This window comes from Achromobacter sp. UBA2119 (assembly GCF_002331005.1).
In the GTDB taxonomy this organism is placed as follows: Bacteria; Pseudomonadota; Gammaproteobacteria; order Burkholderiales; family Burkholderiaceae_B; genus Achromobacter; species Achromobacter animicus.
In genome coordinates this window covers 785,985-800,364 of sequence record NZ_DCYD01000009.1, presented here as the reverse complement: position 1 = coordinate 800,364, position 14,380 = coordinate 785,985, and the positions used below count along the sequence as shown (strand labels likewise).

Below are 14,380 nucleotides of genomic sequence, written 5' to 3'. Positions count from 1 at the left end.
TCGCTTTTCCTCCCCACGTACGCCGCGTCCCCAGGACGCGTGCTTGCGCATTTCATCCCCCGAGTTCCGCGTGGTCTCACGGCCACGCGGTTGTCGAATTTCTCAAAGGAGATCAGCCATGTCTCTGGTATCCCGCTTTGCTCCGCAATCCCCGATCCTGCGCTCTGATCGCCCACTCTCGGACGACCGCATTCGTGCCGTCGTTCCGTCGATCTTCGCCGACGCTCCACATGGGAGCCGGTCCGATCGGTATGCCTACATACCGACCTCGACCGTGCTGACCAAGCTGCGCCAGGAGGGCTTCGAGCCCTTCATGGTGTGTCAGACGCGCGTGCGCAACGAAGACCGGCGCGAGTACACGAAGCACCTCATCCGACTTCGCCATGCAAGCCAGATCAACGGCGACGAGGCGAACGAGATCATCCTGCTCAACAGCCATGACGGCACGAGCAGCTATCAGATGCTCGCCGGCATGTTCCGGTTCGTCTGCCACAACGGCCTGGTTTGCGGTGACACCACCGCAGACATCCGCGTTCCCCACAAGGGCGACGTGGCCAGCCAGGTGATCGAAGGTGCCTACGGAGTCCTCGAAGGTTTCGAGCGCGTGCAGAACGCGCGCGATGCGATGCGCACCATCACCCTCGATGAGGGCGAAGCGGAGGTCTTTGCGAACTCTGCGCTCGCACTCAAGTACGACGATCCGGCCAAGTCCACGCCTGTCACCGAGAGCCAACTGCTGGCCCCTCGGCGATGGGACGACCGCAAGAACGACCTGTGGGCCGTCTTCAACCGCGTCCAGGAGAACCTAGTCAAAGGGGGCCTGAACGGACGCACGGCCAACGGCCGCAATCAGCGCACCCGTCCGGTGCAAGGCATCGACCAGAACCTGCGCCTGAACCGGGCGTTGTGGCTGCTGGCCGAAGGCATGCGCCAGCTCAAGGCGTGATGCCACGCGGACCTCGCCCACCTCGGGCGAGGCCATTTCCTCTCATCCACCGGGTGCCGTCGGCGGCCCGTCATTCATCATCAGGAGAACCATCATGGCAACCCCATCGGCTTCCGAGAAATCTGTTGCGCCCATCGTCGTCCCCGGCCAGCTCACGCTGCGTACCATCCGCGGCAAGAACGGCCCGTTCACGGTTGGCCGCCTCGCGACGCACCTCGGTACTTTCGAGGTCAAAGACCCGGAGCTGGAGCAGTACCCCGAAGGCAAGTACGACGGGGAATTCATCATCAGGTACATCTTCCCGAAGTCCTATCCGGTCGGCGGCGGCATGCGGTTCGAGATCCGTGCCAGCCTCGACGGCATGACGCTCAACGGCATCGACAAACTCAGCCGCGACGAAGCCCGCAGCTTCGCCACCCAGGACGTCGATCCGCTCGATGAAGAGCAAGGGGCGCAGCCTGCGGCAACGCCGGCCAAGCCCACCAAAGCGTCCAGGCCCGCCAAGCCCGCACCCGTGCAGGCGTCCGCGGACCCGCTGGTCGATACCACGCCCTTCGGCGTGGATGCGCCACCGCCTGCTACGGCCGCTGCCCCCGGCAGCACCGAAGACGGTGACGCCGCGCTCTTCGGCCTGCTGTGGCCGCTGGGCGAGTCCGTGAAACTGGATTCGACCATCGACCGCCGCACCCTGCGCGCGCAGATCGCCCGCCTGGGCGAGCTGGGCTACGCGCTGGACTTCAAGACGCAGGAGTGGAGCCGCCAGGCCGAACCAAAACCTGCGTGATCGCAGACGCCGCATGCGCGGTGTTCTTCATCCACCCGCCGGGGTTCCTTTCCCATGCGGGGGAGGCCCTGGCCATTTTCTGGAGGTCTCCATCATGTCCACCATCGCTTGCGATACCCCGCGTTCAACGCTGGATGAACCCGCGTGGCGGGACCTTTGCAAAGCGGCCGCCGCACACGCCCAGCGCGGTTGCGGCTTGTCCTACGACCACTACGTGACGCTCTTCAGTTCGGCGATCGACGCACAGGCCAATCGTTTGCCGGATGAGCAACGTGCTCAGGCTCTCGAAATCGCGGCCCAGGAATGGGACTACGCAACACCTGCCGAACGGCAGGAAACCCAGGACTGGAATGCGGAGCATGGCTATTGCTCGCACGGGATCGAGTTCGGCTACTGCCCGGCCGGTTGTGATCGAGACGATGACGACTGGGATTGAGGGCGACGCATAGGTTCCTTCGCCGCAGATGCGGCATTCCATCACCCGCTGGGGGTTCTTCCCCACGGGGAGGCCTTCAGCTCAACTTTTCGAGGAGGCCTCTCATGGGCTGGTATTTCTCAAACCAATCGCGGTCCGAACTGATCGCGGAACTGATCGCACCGCAAGAGACCGAGCGCGCCAGCGTCAAGGTCATCGCTCACACCCTGCGCGGCAACGTGCTGTGGTCCGTCGCCGAAGTGACCGCCAAGGTCGAAGGCGTGCATCGTGATCTCGCACCGGGCCAGTCCCTGCGCTACATCCGCTGCGATCTGCTTGAACGAAGCGGCGGCCAGTGGGGCTACAAGTCCTTGGACGAGTCCATGCACCCGTACTACTACACGTGCCCGCTGTCCTATCTGGACCTCGCACCGGAGCAGTCCGCCGACTGGCGTGCAGGCGTTCGCGCCTACCACGCCCGGCGGCGCACACCCACGGCATCCGCGGCATCCGCCGCGGCGTCGATGGCCTGAGCCAGGAGGAACCGACATGGACCCGATCCTGGCAACGCTTCCGCCCTCGTTGCTGGCACTCGTTGAAGGGAGTTTGTCCAACGACGAAGTGTCCTCCGACGAGGAAATGCTGGCGTACTTCATCGACAACGGCCTCACCGAGGACCAGGCACGGCAGGCACTGACCTACCGCGACCAGTACCTCAACAACATCTACCTGGAAGGCTTCACGCCGATCACTTCGGCGGACGAGCCGCTTCACTTCAACCCGCACACCCGGCAGTTCGAGCCGGACTGAGCGGTTTTCTTCCACCCCCTGGGGCAGTACTTGCCCCAGCGGGCGGTGCTGTTCCCGTTCATCCGAGGACACCACCATGCCCGCAAACACTTCTTCCACGCTGTACCGCATCGACGAATGCCCGGACGTGATGGCCGACGCCTGCGTCGGCGATGACCAGGGCAACCTGATCTTCCTGTCCATCTGGGCGCGGGACACCGCCGTCCAGCAGTTCCTCGCTCGCCTGACCCTCGGGCGCGACGAGCAGGGACTGGACCAGTTCCACGTCATCACCGACCAGGGCGGCAGCGTCCCGGTATTCATCGGCAACGTCGATCGCCTGGAAAAGCGCATCACGCGCGCGTACCGGCGGACGCTGTTCGGCTCGCTGTCCAACGTGTGGCTGTTCGACCGGCGCTGCGTCAAGCCCGACAAGGCCAACGCCAGCGCATTGGCACTGCTGCCACGCGACAGCGCCCACAGGCTTGACCGCCTGTGGATGCTGGTGCGGGACACCTGCCCGTTGCCGCTGCTCGATCACTGGCGCGAGACCGTGCTGGAACTGCTGCAAACCCGCGAGATGCTGGCCCGCCTTCCGTTCGCCCTCGGGCCGCTGGAAGGCCATCGGCTCGCCATCGACGTGCCGGCGCTGACCCTGGCGCTCGGCTCCCTGATCCGCAGCGACGCGCTCACCGCCTATCCGTATCCGGCCAAGATTTGGACGCCGGAAGCGGTAGCGGCTTGACCCACCCTCGGAGGCACGCCTTGGCGTACTTCCGTGTTTCATCCCCGCCAACCAGGAGACTTCCATGGCCCTCATGTTCCCGCGGCTCGCCCGCAATTTCGTCAAGAACGGATATTTCCCGACCGACGAACCCACGCTCGAAAGAGCGCTCAACGCACTGATGCCCAGCGACGGGCCGATGTGCATCCTCGATCCCTGCGCCGGCGAAGGCGTGGCGATCGCCGAAGCCGCCCATGCCCTCGGGCGCGAGCAGGCAAAGGCGTTCGCCGTCGAGTTCGACGCGGAGCGGGCGCGCCATGCCCGCGGCCTGGTCGATCACTGCCTGCACGCGGACCTGATGGACACGATGGTCTCCAAGCAGTCCTTCGGGCTGCTCTGGCTCAACCCGCCGTATGGGGACCTGTCCAAGGACGTCAACGGCAACATCGGCTATCAGGGCCAGGGCCGTGCCCGCCTTGAAAAGCTGTTCTACCAGCGCACGCTCTCGCTGCTGCAATACGGCGGCGTGCTGGTTTTCATCGTCCCCGGCTACGTGCTCGACGCGGAGTTGGTCGGCTGGCTGACGCGCCACTACACGGACCTGCGCATCTACCGAGCGGTGGAGACGCAGTTCAAGCAGGTGGTGATCTTCGGACGCCGGGTGCGCCAGCGCGAGCAGGTGCCCGATGGCGTCAAGGCCGTGCGCAATCTGCTGTTGCAGGTAGGGCAAGGCGAAGTCGAAGCCGAGGAACTGCCGAGCGAGTGGCCGTTCCTGCCGTACATCGTCCCCGCCAGCCCGGCCGAGCCAGAGCATTTCTTCCGCGTGACGATGGAGCCCGAGCAGTTCGCCGATGAGGTTGGCAGGCTGCAAGGCTTGTGGCCATCGCAGGACACGCACCTGGGGGCTGCGCAGCAATCGCTGCGTCCACCGGCGCGGGCCTTGTCCCGCTGGCATCTCGCCCTGGCTCTGGCCGCGGGTGCGATCTCGGGGGTTGTGCGCTCCAAGACCGGGCGCGTGCTCGTCGTCAAAGGTGACACCCACAAGGACAAGACGCTCCAGCGGGAGTTCACCGAACGCGAAGACGGCTCCATCGCCGAGACCCGCATCCTCACCGACAAGTTCGTTCCCGTCATCCGCGCGTGGGACATGACACCTGGCTCCGCGACACGGGGCGAGGTGTTGACCATTCGCTGATCCACCGGACGCGCTGCCGTCCTGCTGTACCAACTCGAAGGAGAAACACCATGATCCCCAATCCGTTCAAGCGGCCTGCGCCGCACAAGCAACCGTTGTTCGCACCGAGTACGTTGAAGTTGAGCGAGAAGGTGCATTGGCTGGCCCGGCGAGGCCTGATCGACCCCTTGGCCTATGTCCAGCGCCATGTGCGCGGGGACTGGGGCGAGATCGATGAGGCCACACGCCAAGCCAACGACGTGGCGATCCAACAGGACAACCTAATGATCTCGCAGTTCAGGATCACGCCGGACCTGGCGCTGATCGTCAAGACCAGCGAGGACCACCAGACCACGGTGGTCCAGCTTCCCGAAGAGCGGGACCTGATCTGAGGCCCCACATCGTCATCCTCATCCACCTGACGGAGCCACTTCACTCCGGCAGGGGTGTCGTGGCTCAATGACTCATCAAGGAGGAGCCCATGGCATCGCATCGCATCGAAACCTACTGCCAGCGGCTGGCGTTCCCCATCGGGGCGCTCATCTTCAGCAGAGGTGTAGACCGCCTGGTCCGCGCGGGTCGCCTGGACCCGATCCCGTACTTCAGGCGCCACACCCGTGGCGACTGGGGCGACGTCAACATCCAGCAATGGCAGACGAACAGCAGCGCGCTTCAATCGGGCGCGTCGCTGGAATCGCACTACGTGATCCATCCGGGGCTCGCCATTCGCATCGTCACCGATTCGCAGCGCTGCGCAACCGTCATCGTGCTTCCGTCCGAAGACTGAGCACGGTTCACCTGCGGGCCGCCCAGGCCAGCACCTTCAACCACCCTCAGCCACGCGTCGATTCTCTTCCCACCACGGGGCATGCCATTGCCCCGCTGGGGGTGGTGCATGCCCCATTTTTCTTTGGAGCATCACCATGTCCCTCGATCTCGAAACCACTGCCGCTGAATCCGCGCCCGTACAGGGCGAACTGCTCGACGCGGAATCTTCCCCTCTGACCCTGAGCCTTCAGGATTTTGTCGGCGAGTTCGGCGACGAACTACTCGACGCCCTCAACAGCGCTAATCCGCCGGTCTATACCGGCCAACCGCAGGCGCACCGGCAACTGGTGGTCGCCAGCCTCAAGCGCAAGCTGTTCCCAGCCCAGGCCGAAGTCGTCCACGCCGCCGCCGAGCTGCTGATCGACCGTGGCGAACGTGCTGCGATCGTCAATGGCGAGATGGGCTGCGGCAAGACGACCGTCGGCATTGCCACGGCCGCCGTGCTCAACGCCGAAGGCTATCGCCGCACTCTGGTGCTGTCGCCGCCCCACCTGGTTTACAAGTGGCGGCGCGAGATCCAGGAGACGGTGGCCGGTGCCAAGGTGTGGGTACTCAACGGGCCGGATACGCTCGTCAAGCTCATCAAGCTGCGCGAGCAGTTGGGCGTGCAGCCCACGGGCCAGGAGTTCTTCGTCCTGGGGCGCGTCAGGATGCGGATGGGCTTTCACTGGAAGCCTGTCTTCACCACGCGGCGCACCCGCCACGGCGACGTGGCGGCCTGCCCGGACTGCGGCACGGTCATCACCGACCTCGACGGCGAGCCGGTCAACCCGATCGCGCTCCAAGCCGAGGAGTGCCGCAGGAAGTGCGGCCACTGCGCCGCGCCCCTGTGGACACTGATCCGCCCGCGCAGTCTGTCCGGCAGCGACCAGTCCTCGGCCGTGCTCAAAGCCTTAAAGCGCATACCGACCATCGGAGAGGTCACCGCGCAGAAGCTGATGCAAAAGTTCGGTGACGGGTTCCTGGCGTCGATGCTCGGCGACAACATCCATGAGTTCATCAACCTCATGGATGGCAACGGCGAGCTGGTGTTTTCCGACCGTCAGGCCACGCGCATGGAACGTGCGATGGCCAACATGGAGTTCGGCTTTGGCGAGGGCGGCTATCAGCCGTCCGAGTTCATCAAACGCTACCTGCCGCAAGGCACGTTCGACCTGCTCATCGCCGATGAGGCACATGAGTACAAGAACGGGGGCAGTGCCCAGGGCCAGGCCATGGGCGTGCTGGCGGCGAAGGCTCGCAAGACCTTGCTGCTGACCGGCACGTTGATGGGCGGCTACGGGGACGACCTGTTCCACCTGCTGTTCCGAGCCCTTCCGGGGCGGATGATCGAAGACGGCTACCGCCCGACCACGAGCGGCAGCATGACCTCGGCTGCGATGGCGTTCATGCGCGATCACGGGGTGTTGAAGGACATCTACTCCGAGAGCACCGGCACGGCGCACAAGACGGCCAAGGGCACCAAGGTATCGGTGCGCACGGTCAAGGCCCCGGGGTTTGGCCCCAAGGGCGTGCTGCGCTGCATCCTGCCGTTCACGATCTTTCTCAAGCTCAAGGACATCGGTGGCAACGTCCTGCCGCCGTATGACGAGGAGTTCCGTGAAGTCGCGATGGACACGGCGCAAGCCGCGGCCTACCGCGATCTGGCGGGTCGGCTGACCGCGGAGCTGAAACAGGCTCTGGCGCGACGCGATACGACCTTGCTGGGTGTGGTCCTCAACGTGCTGCTGGCCTGGCCGGATTGCTGCTTCCGGTCGGAGACCGTGGTGCATCCGCGCACGCGCAACACCTTGGCGTTTGTCCCGGCTCAGTTCAACGAGTTCGAGATCAGCCCCAAGGAGCGTGAGCTGATCGACATCTGCAAAGCGGAGAAGGCGCAGGGCCGCAAGGTTCTGGCCTACACGGTCTATACCGGCACGCGGGACACCACGTCGCGCCTGAAGGTGCTGCTGGAGCAAGAAGGCTTCAAGGTGGCGGTGCTGCGCGCAAGCGTGGATGCCAGCCGCCGCGAAGACTGGATCGCTGAGCAACTGGATCGTGGCATCGACGTGCTCATCACCAATCCCGAGCTGGTCAAGACGGGATTGGACTTGCTGGAGTTTCCGACGATCGTGTTCATGCAGTCGGGCTACAACGTGTACTCGCTCCAGCAGGCGGCACGCCGCTCCTGGCGCATCGGGCAGAAGTTGCCGGTGCGCGTGATCTACCTCGGCTACGCCGGTTCTTCGCAGATGACCTGCCTGGAACTGATGGCCAAGAAGATCATGGTCTCGCAGTCCACCTCGGGCGACGTGCCCGAATCGGGGCTGGATGTCCTGAACCAGGATGGTGATTCCGTCGAGGTCGCACTGGCCCGGCAACTGGTCGCCGCCTGAACTTCACGCAATGCCGACGACCGAGAGGTCGTCGGCTCTTTTTTCAGCGCCTCGCAGCGTCAAATTGCACCTTGCCGTACACGCCTGGACAGTGATTCAGCGCTTTCCTTGCGCTCGCTGTAACGATCCACCAGATACGGCGCCACGTCGCGCGTGAGCAGCGTGAACTTCATCAGTTCTTCCATCACGTCCACCACGCGGTCGTAGTAGGCCGAGGGCCTCATGCGTCCGGCCTCGTCGAACTCCTGGTACGCCTTGGCGACCGAGGACTGGTTCGGGATGGTCAGCATCCGCATCCAGCGGCCCAGCACGCGCATCTGGTTGACGGCGTTGAACGACTGCGAGCCGCCCGATACCTGCATCACCGCCAGCGTCTTGCCCTGGGTCGGGCGCACCGCGCCGACCGACAGCGGAATCCAGTCGATTTGGGTCTTCATCAGGCCGGTCATCGCGCCGTGGCGCTCCGGCGAACTCCACACCATGCCCTCGGCCCATTGCACCAGTTCGTGCAGTTCCTTGACCTTCGGGTGATCGGCCGGCGCATCGTCCACCAGAGGCAGCCCGGACGGATTGAACAATCGGGTCTCGCCGCCCAGCGCCCGCAAGATGCGTGCGGCTTCTTCGGCTGCGAGGCGGCTGAACGAGCGTTCGCGCAGCGAACCATAGAGCAGCAGGAAGCGCGGCGCGTGCGTGGCCCGTGCCGGCGCGAACAGATGTTCGGTGTCCGGTTGCTGGAACAGCGCCGTGTCGATGTTCGGCAGGTCGAGACGAGATTCAGACACGGCGGCCGTCCTGATCGACCACCGGCTCGCCGTCTTCCTTGTTGAACGCGCCGCGCTGCGGCTGCGGCAGCAGGTCGAGCACGGCTTCCGAAGGCCGGCACAGGCGCGTGCCTAGCGGCGTGACCACGATAGGCCGGTTGATGAGGATGGGATGCTGGAGCATGAAGCCGATCAGGTCGTCGTCGCTCCACTTCGGGTTGCCCAGGTCGAGGTCGGCATAGGGCGTGCCTTTCTCGCGCAGCACGTCTCGCACCGGCACGCCCATCGCCGCGATCAGCGCCTGGAGCGTGTCGCGGTCGGGCGGCGTTTTCAGGTACTCGATGATGGTCGGTTCCTCGCCGCTGTTGCGGATCAGGCCCAGCACGTTGCGCGAGGTGCCGCAGGCTGGGTTGTGGTAGATCGTGATGGTGCTCATGGATGCCTCTTAGAGGTTACGAAGTGGTCGCGCGGCGTTCGTACCAGCCGCGTGAGCGATTGACCACGCGCACCACCAGCAGCATGACCGGCACCTCGATGAGCACGCCGACCACTGTTGCGAGTGCTGCGCCGGAATGGAAGCCGAACAGGCTGATGGCGGCGGCCACGGCCAGCTCGAAGAAGTTGCTGGCACCAATCAACGCGGATGGCCCAGCGACGCAGTGCTTTTCGCCCACCTGGCGGTTGAGCCAGTACGCCAGACCGGAATTGAAGAACACCTGGATCAGGATCGGCACCGCCAGCATGGCGATCACCAGCGGCTGCCGGATGATGGCCTCGCCCTGGAAGGCGAACAGCAGCACCAGCGTCAGCAACAGCGCGGCGATGGACAATGGGCCGATGCGTTCCAGTGCCCTGTCGAACACGGCCTGCCCCTTGCGCAGCAGCGCCCGGCGCCAGAGCTGGGCCAGGATGACCGGAATGACGATGTACAAACCCACCGACACCAGCAAGGTGTCCCACGGCACCGTGATCGACGACAGGCCCAGCAGCAGGCCGACGATGGGTGCGAAGGCGAACACCATGATGGTGTCGTTCAAGGCCACTTGCGACAGCGTAAATACCGGATCACCGCCAGTCAGCCGACTCCAAACGAAAACCATTGCGGTACACGGTGCAGCAGCCAGCAGGATCAGGCCGGCGATATAGCTGTCGAGCTGATCGGCGGGCAGCCAGTCGGCAAAGACGTGGCGGATGAAGATCCACGCCAGCAACGCCATTGAGAACGGCTTGACGGCCCAATTGATGAACAGCGTGACCCCCATGCCCCGCCAATGCTGGCGCACCTGGCCAAGCGCGGCGAAGTCCACCTTCAGCAGCATGGGGATGATCATTACCCAGATCAGCAGGCCGACCGGCAGGTTGACCTTGGCAATCTCCATGCGGCCGATGGCCTGGAATGCGGCGGGCGCGAACTGGCCCAGAGCGATCCCCGCGATGATGCACACCGCCACCCATAGCGTCAGGTAACGCTCAAAGCCGCTCATGGCGGAGTTTGCTGGCGCGGGGCCGGCAGTATCGGTTGCGCTCATCGGGCGGGCCTCACTGGCGGCCGATGTCGCGCAGTTCACGCTGCAACGACATGGCATCGAGACTCTTGATCGGAAGCGACAGGAACAACTCGATACGTCGGCGCAGCGTCATGGCGGTATCGAAGAACGCCTTGCTTTGTCGTTCCAGGGTGCCTTCCACGGCTGCCGGGTCAGGCACGCCCCAATGCGCCGACACCGGCTTGCCCGGCCACAGCGGACACGCCTCGCCGGCTGCGTTGTCGCAGACGGTGAAGATGAAATCGAACACCGGCGCATCGGGCTTCACGAACTCGTCCCAGCTCTTGCTGCGGTAGCCCGTTGTCGGAAGGTGCAGCCGCTCCAGCGTGGCGAGTGCCAGCGGGTGAACTTCGCCTTTCGGATGGCTACCTGCCGACCAGGCGTGAAACCGCCCTTGGCCCATGTCGTTGAGGATGCCTTCGGCGAGGATGGAGCGGGCCGAATTGCCCGTACAGATGAACAAGGCGTTGTAAGTGGTATCGGTCATGGTCAGCAGCAGGTCTTGGATGGAGAAACCTCGCATACGCCACCTTGGCAGCAATGCTCGGTCAGGTAACCGATCAGACCGTCCATGCGGCCGTACTCGGCGCGATAAATCAGGTTGCGGCCCTGCTGCTCGATGCTGACGAGGCCAGCATGGGCCAGTTCCTTCAAGTGGAAGGACAAGGTGTTGCGGGCCACGTCGAGCTGGTCAGCTAGCGTGCTCGGCGTCAGTCCGCCCGGGCCAGCAACGACCAAGGCGCGGAACACGCGCAGGCGCTGGGTGTGAGCCAGGGCGTTTAAGGCGGAAATGGCTTGATCCTCTTTCATGATTCGATAATACAACATTTATAGAATTAATGTGCAAACCACAGTTGGATTTGCGGGTTGCGCTATGTGTTGGACTGCAAAAGCGGGCACCCCCCAGTTCGCATTTCTGACTGACCGCGCAGCCGCGCGCAGCCAAGGTATCGGCATCGCAACAGAAGAGCCGATGCCATGCCTGCAATCCATGTATCCCGGTGTCTGGTCGGTACCAGCCTCCTGGCCGCAGCCTTGGCCAGCGGCTGCGCGACCACGCCACCGCCGCTGGCCGCCAGCACCGTCGAGGACGTCCCACCCGCGCCCGAGGCTGCACCGCCCGAGTTCATTCCCGTCGTGCGCTATGGCCGCTACACCCTGGTGGAGCTGGCGCCGATGGCGGCGCAGCGCGATCTGCTGGTGCAGACCATCGACGTGTCCATGCCCGAGGAGGTCCGCGCCACGGTCGGCGACGGGCTGCGGCATGTGCTCAAACGCAGCGGCTACCAGCTTTGCGAGACCCCGCATGCGGTGATCGAGCTGTACGCGCTGCCGCTGCCGGCGGCGCACTTGCATCTCGGCCCCATGACCTTGCGCGATGCACTGCTCACCCTGGCCGGTCCGGCTTGGGAACTGCACGCCGATGACCGGACGCGGCAGGTCTGCTTCGAGCGGCCTGGTCGCGACACCGGTGCCGAGCCGGTGTCCGAGCCGCCTGCTGCCGAGGCCGTGCAGACGTTCCCCTTTGCGGGAGGCCAGCCATGAACGCGGCACAGCCGCTCCGGCGCCCGACCGCCGCCGTGGTGTTGCAAAGCCTGCTCTGGCTTTGGCTGCTGGGTCTCAGTGTCTTCGCGATCCTGGGCCACCAGACGATGACCGATCAGGCCGACCAGCAGCAGCTCGATGTCCGGTTGCAGCGCCTCGAAGCCCAGGTGACCGGGCTGGCCGAGACCACGCGGGCCTTGCAGCAGCAGCCCGCAGCCGCCACCGCCGCAGGCCTGCAAGACGCTCGGCAGGCAATGGAGGCGCGCATCGTTCAAGCCGAACAGGCGCTGGGTGGCTATGCCACCGCCGAGGACGTTCAGGCGCTGCGTACCGAAGTCGAGCAGATCAAGGTGCGCCAAGCGACTGCGCGTGCAGCGGCGCCTACCCAGCGGCGCACCCCGAGCCAACCGGCCACCGCCAAGTCCGAACCGCCGCCGCTGCCATTTCGTGTCGTCGGCGCTGAGCTGCGCGCGGGTCAGCGCAGCGTGTCCGTCGCCCCGAGTGCCGGAGATTTCACGCCCGATCAGCTCCAGGTGCTGCTGCCGGGTGATGCGCTGGGTCCGTGGCGCCTGCAGGCGATCGAGGGCAATGCCGCGGTGTTCCAGGCCGGCGACCAGACCCGTCGCGTGGCGATTCCTTGACCGGAGCCCACCACATGAAGCCGTCGATCATCCTGTACGCGTTCCTGCTGGGCTCCATGCAGTTGCCCGCCTGGGCGCAGCAGCCCGCCACGACCCCCGCCCGCAATGCGCAGAGCCAGGAGCGCCCGCTGGCCGCCCGCATCCTGGACGACCGGGTGGCAGGCGAATGGGGCCTGCAACCGCAGGAATGGGCGCGCTATCGCGACTTGATGGATGGGCCGCTGGGCATCTACTCGCTAAATCTGGACCCGCTGTCCGCCCTGGGCATCGAGGCGCGCACCGACGAAGAACGGCGGCGCTACGCAGAGCTGCAGGTGCAAGTCGAAGCGCGCCGCGTGGAGAAGCTGCTCGCGTACCAGCGCGCCTACGACGAGGCCTGGCAGCGCCTGAACCCCGGCATGCAGCGGGTGAACCTGTCTGACGAGAGGCCAGGCGCCGCCGCTGCGCGGGGCAGCGGTCGCACGGCAGTGTTCATCAAGGACGGCTGCGCGGCTTGCGGGCAACTCGTCCAACGCCTGCAATCCTCGGGTGCCGAGTTCGACCTTTACATGGTCGGCAGCCGCCAGGACGATGCGCGCATCCGCGACTGGGCCAAGCGCGCCCAGATCGACCCGGCCCGGGTGCGCAGCGGCGGCATCACGCTCAACCACGACGGCGGCCGCTGGCTGTCGCTGAGCCTGCCCGGCGATTTGCCTGCGGTTGTGCGCGAAGTGAACGGCCAATGGCAACGCCAGCCGTAACGGCGCTGCTGCGCGCACTGGCGCTCACTGCGGGCCTGTTCGCCTGCGCCGCCCATGCCCAGGAGGTTCCGCCACCGGCCTACCAGCTTGCCGCACAGCGCGCGGGCATTCCCTCGACGGTGCTCTACGCCGTGGCCTTGCAGGAGAGCGGCATGCGACGCAATGGACGCATCGTCCCATGGCCGTGGACCCTGAATGTCGCCGGCCAGTCGCGGCGCTTCGCCACCCGTGCCGATGCCTGCGCCGGTTTGCAGCAGGCGATGCGATCTACGCCACCCACGCGCATCGACGCGGGCCTGGGCCAGATCAACCTGGGCTACCACCCGCACCGCTACACCCATGCCTGCGACTTGTTGGACCCGTACCGCAATCTCGCCAGCGCCGCCGAGATCCTCAAGGAGCAGTACACCCCCGGTGAAGACTGGCTGCTGGCCATGGGCCGCTACCACCGGCCCGCGGGCGGTGAGCCTGCCGCCCGCTATCGACGCAGCGTATCCCGACACCTCGCCCGCGTGCAGGGCACGCACTCAATCGCCACGGCGCGAGCCGTGCGTCAGGAGTCGACCCCATGACGAAACCGCTCTGGACCCTGCGGGGCCTGCTCGCGCTGCTGGCGGCGCTGCCGTTGGTCGCGCATGCCGCCGAACCGCTGATCGTGGTCGAGGACCGCGGCGGCGCGTCGGCGCTGCCGTACTACGAAGCGCTTAACCTGCAGCCACGCGCCAACAGCGCGTTGCGGCCTCCCATTCCGACGCCGCAGATTCCCGCCACCCCCGCTGACGAGGCAGCGATGCTGCCGGTACGCAGCGCGAAGCTGATGCCCGGCTTCGTCGCGCGGCGCGTGATCGAGGCACCGGGCCTGCGGCCTTTCGTGGTCATCGGCGACGATGAGACCTCGCAAGCCTGGCTGCGCCGTCACGCGGCGTCGCTGCACGACCGCGGCGCGGTCGGCCTGGTGGTCAATGTCGAGACCGCGCAGGCTTTGGCGCGGTTGCGCGCACTGGCGCCTGGCGTGCCGATGGCCCCCGTGGCCGGCGATGATCTGGCCGAACGCCTGGGCCTGCGGCACTACCCGGCGCTGATCACGGCGACCGGCATCGAGCAATGAGGC

The 14,380-nt window shown here is 65.6% G+C and carries 20 protein-coding genes; 15 read left to right on the top strand and 5 right to left on the bottom strand.

What is annotated here, in order from left to right; all coding sequences use genetic code 11:
• Nucleotides 1–118 precede the first annotated feature (118 nt).
• The 10 genes from B3098_RS08930 (at nucleotide 119) to B3098_RS08885 (ending at nucleotide 8,035) form a co-directional block, all read left to right on the top strand.
• The gene (locus tag B3098_RS08930; protein ID WP_013391792.1) at nucleotides 119–946 is read left to right on the top strand and encodes a DUF932 domain-containing protein; all 828 of its coding nucleotides are present in this window, start codon (nucleotides 119–121) and stop codon (nucleotides 944–946) included.
• Nucleotides 947–1,040: 94 nt separating this feature from the next.
• Nucleotides 1,041–1,730: a DUF3275 family protein gene (locus tag B3098_RS08925; protein WP_003116823.1), complete on the top strand. Its 690-nt coding sequence runs from the start codon at nucleotides 1,041–1,043 to the stop codon at nucleotides 1,728–1,730.
• Nucleotides 1,731–1,824: 94 nt separating this feature from the next.
• Nucleotides 1,825–2,166 carry a hypothetical protein gene (locus B3098_RS08920; protein WP_003116822.1) on the top strand — a complete coding sequence of 114 codons (342 nt, stop codon included), beginning with the start codon at nucleotides 1,825–1,827 and terminating at the stop codon, nucleotides 2,164–2,166.
• A 104-nt stretch (nucleotides 2,167–2,270) separates the two neighbouring features.
• Complete coding sequence (locus B3098_RS08915; protein ID WP_003116821.1) at nucleotides 2,271–2,678, top strand: hypothetical protein; 408 nt, start codon at nucleotides 2,271–2,273, stop codon at nucleotides 2,676–2,678.
• Nucleotides 2,679–2,694: 16 nt separating this feature from the next.
• The gene (locus tag B3098_RS08910) at nucleotides 2,695–2,955 is read left to right on the top strand and encodes a hypothetical protein (protein WP_003090124.1); all 261 of its coding nucleotides are present in this window, start codon (nucleotides 2,695–2,697) and stop codon (nucleotides 2,953–2,955) included.
• Between the two features lie 76 nt (nucleotides 2,956–3,031).
• Nucleotides 3,032–3,679: a hypothetical protein gene (locus tag B3098_RS08905; RefSeq protein WP_003116820.1), complete on the top strand. Its 648-nt coding sequence runs from the start codon at nucleotides 3,032–3,034 to the stop codon at nucleotides 3,677–3,679.
• 40 nt (nucleotides 3,680–3,719) lie between these two features.
• Complete coding sequence (locus B3098_RS08900; protein WP_223224654.1) at nucleotides 3,720–4,853, top strand: DUF6094 domain-containing protein; 1,134 nt, start codon at nucleotides 3,720–3,722, stop codon at nucleotides 4,851–4,853.
• Between the two features lie 50 nt (nucleotides 4,854–4,903).
• Nucleotides 4,904–5,224: a hypothetical protein gene (locus tag B3098_RS08895; protein WP_003116818.1), complete on the top strand. Its 321-nt coding sequence runs from the start codon at nucleotides 4,904–4,906 to the stop codon at nucleotides 5,222–5,224.
• 89 nt (nucleotides 5,225–5,313) lie between these two features.
• A complete protein-coding gene (locus tag B3098_RS08890) occupies nucleotides 5,314–5,619 on the top strand; it encodes a hypothetical protein (RefSeq protein ID WP_003116817.1) in 306 nt (101 codons plus the stop codon).
• Between the two features lie 136 nt (nucleotides 5,620–5,755).
• The gene (locus tag B3098_RS08885; protein ID WP_013391793.1) at nucleotides 5,756–8,035 is read left to right on the top strand and encodes a helicase-related protein; all 2,280 of its coding nucleotides are present in this window, start codon (nucleotides 5,756–5,758) and stop codon (nucleotides 8,033–8,035) included.
• Nucleotides 8,036–8,094: 59 nt separating this feature from the next.
• Here the strand turns inward: B3098_RS08885 and arsH are convergent, their stop codons facing one another.
• The 5 genes from arsH to B3098_RS08860 are packed head-to-tail and all read right to left on the bottom strand — an operon-like array spanning nucleotide 8,095 to nucleotide 11,171.
• On the bottom strand, nucleotides 8,095–8,817 hold the full coding sequence (gene arsH / locus B3098_RS08880) for an arsenical resistance protein ArsH (protein WP_134540573.1): 723 nt from the start codon (nucleotides 8,815–8,817) through the stop codon (nucleotides 8,095–8,097).
• Nucleotides 8,810–9,232 carry an arsenate reductase (glutaredoxin) gene (gene arsC, locus B3098_RS08875; RefSeq protein ID WP_013391795.1) on the bottom strand — a complete coding sequence of 141 codons (423 nt, stop codon included), beginning with the start codon at nucleotides 9,230–9,232 and terminating at the stop codon, nucleotides 8,810–8,812. The genes arsH and arsC overlap by 8 nt, the downstream gene beginning before the upstream one ends.
• Nucleotides 9,233–9,248: 16 nt before the next feature.
• A complete protein-coding gene (gene arsB / locus B3098_RS08870) occupies nucleotides 9,249–10,325 on the bottom strand; it encodes an ACR3 family arsenite efflux transporter (protein ID WP_013391796.1) in 1,077 nt (358 codons plus the stop codon).
• Between the two features lie 10 nt (nucleotides 10,326–10,335).
• The gene (locus B3098_RS08865) at nucleotides 10,336–10,830 is read right to left on the bottom strand and encodes an arsenate reductase ArsC (RefSeq protein WP_013391797.1); all 495 of its coding nucleotides are present in this window, start codon (nucleotides 10,828–10,830) and stop codon (nucleotides 10,336–10,338) included.
• 2 nt (nucleotides 10,831–10,832) lie between these two features.
• On the bottom strand, nucleotides 10,833–11,171 hold the full coding sequence (locus B3098_RS08860; RefSeq protein ID WP_013391798.1) for an ArsR/SmtB family transcription factor: 339 nt from the start codon (nucleotides 11,169–11,171) through the stop codon (nucleotides 10,833–10,835).
• A gap of 150 nt (nucleotides 11,172–11,321) precedes the next feature.
• Between B3098_RS08860 and B3098_RS08855 the strand changes: the two genes are divergently transcribed.
• From B3098_RS08855 to B3098_RS08835, 5 genes are read left to right on the top strand one after another with little or no spacing between them, the layout of a single operon-like run.
• Entirely contained in the window at nucleotides 11,322–11,888 is a 567-nt protein-coding gene (locus B3098_RS08855; RefSeq protein WP_013391799.1) for a PilL N-terminal domain-containing protein, read from the top strand.
• Entirely contained in the window at nucleotides 11,885–12,529 is a 645-nt protein-coding gene (locus B3098_RS08850; protein WP_013391800.1) for a hypothetical protein, read from the top strand. Before B3098_RS08855 ends, B3098_RS08850 begins: the two co-directional genes overlap by 4 nt.
• Before the next feature lie 14 nt (nucleotides 12,530–12,543).
• Nucleotides 12,544–13,269, top strand: coding sequence for a TIGR03759 family integrating conjugative element protein (locus B3098_RS08845; RefSeq protein ID WP_286894561.1), 726 nt, complete (start codon nucleotides 12,544–12,546; stop codon nucleotides 13,267–13,269).
• Nucleotides 13,251–13,841 carry a transglycosylase SLT domain-containing protein gene (locus tag B3098_RS08840; RefSeq protein ID WP_013391802.1) on the top strand — a complete coding sequence of 197 codons (591 nt, stop codon included), beginning with the start codon at nucleotides 13,251–13,253 and terminating at the stop codon, nucleotides 13,839–13,841. The genes B3098_RS08845 and B3098_RS08840 overlap by 19 nt, the downstream gene beginning before the upstream one ends.
• Complete coding sequence (locus B3098_RS08835) at nucleotides 13,838–14,377, top strand: integrating conjugative element protein (protein ID WP_013391803.1); 540 nt, start codon at nucleotides 13,838–13,840, stop codon at nucleotides 14,375–14,377. Before B3098_RS08840 ends, B3098_RS08835 begins: the two co-directional genes overlap by 4 nt.
• The last annotated feature ends 3 nt before the right edge of the window (nucleotides 14,378–14,380 follow it).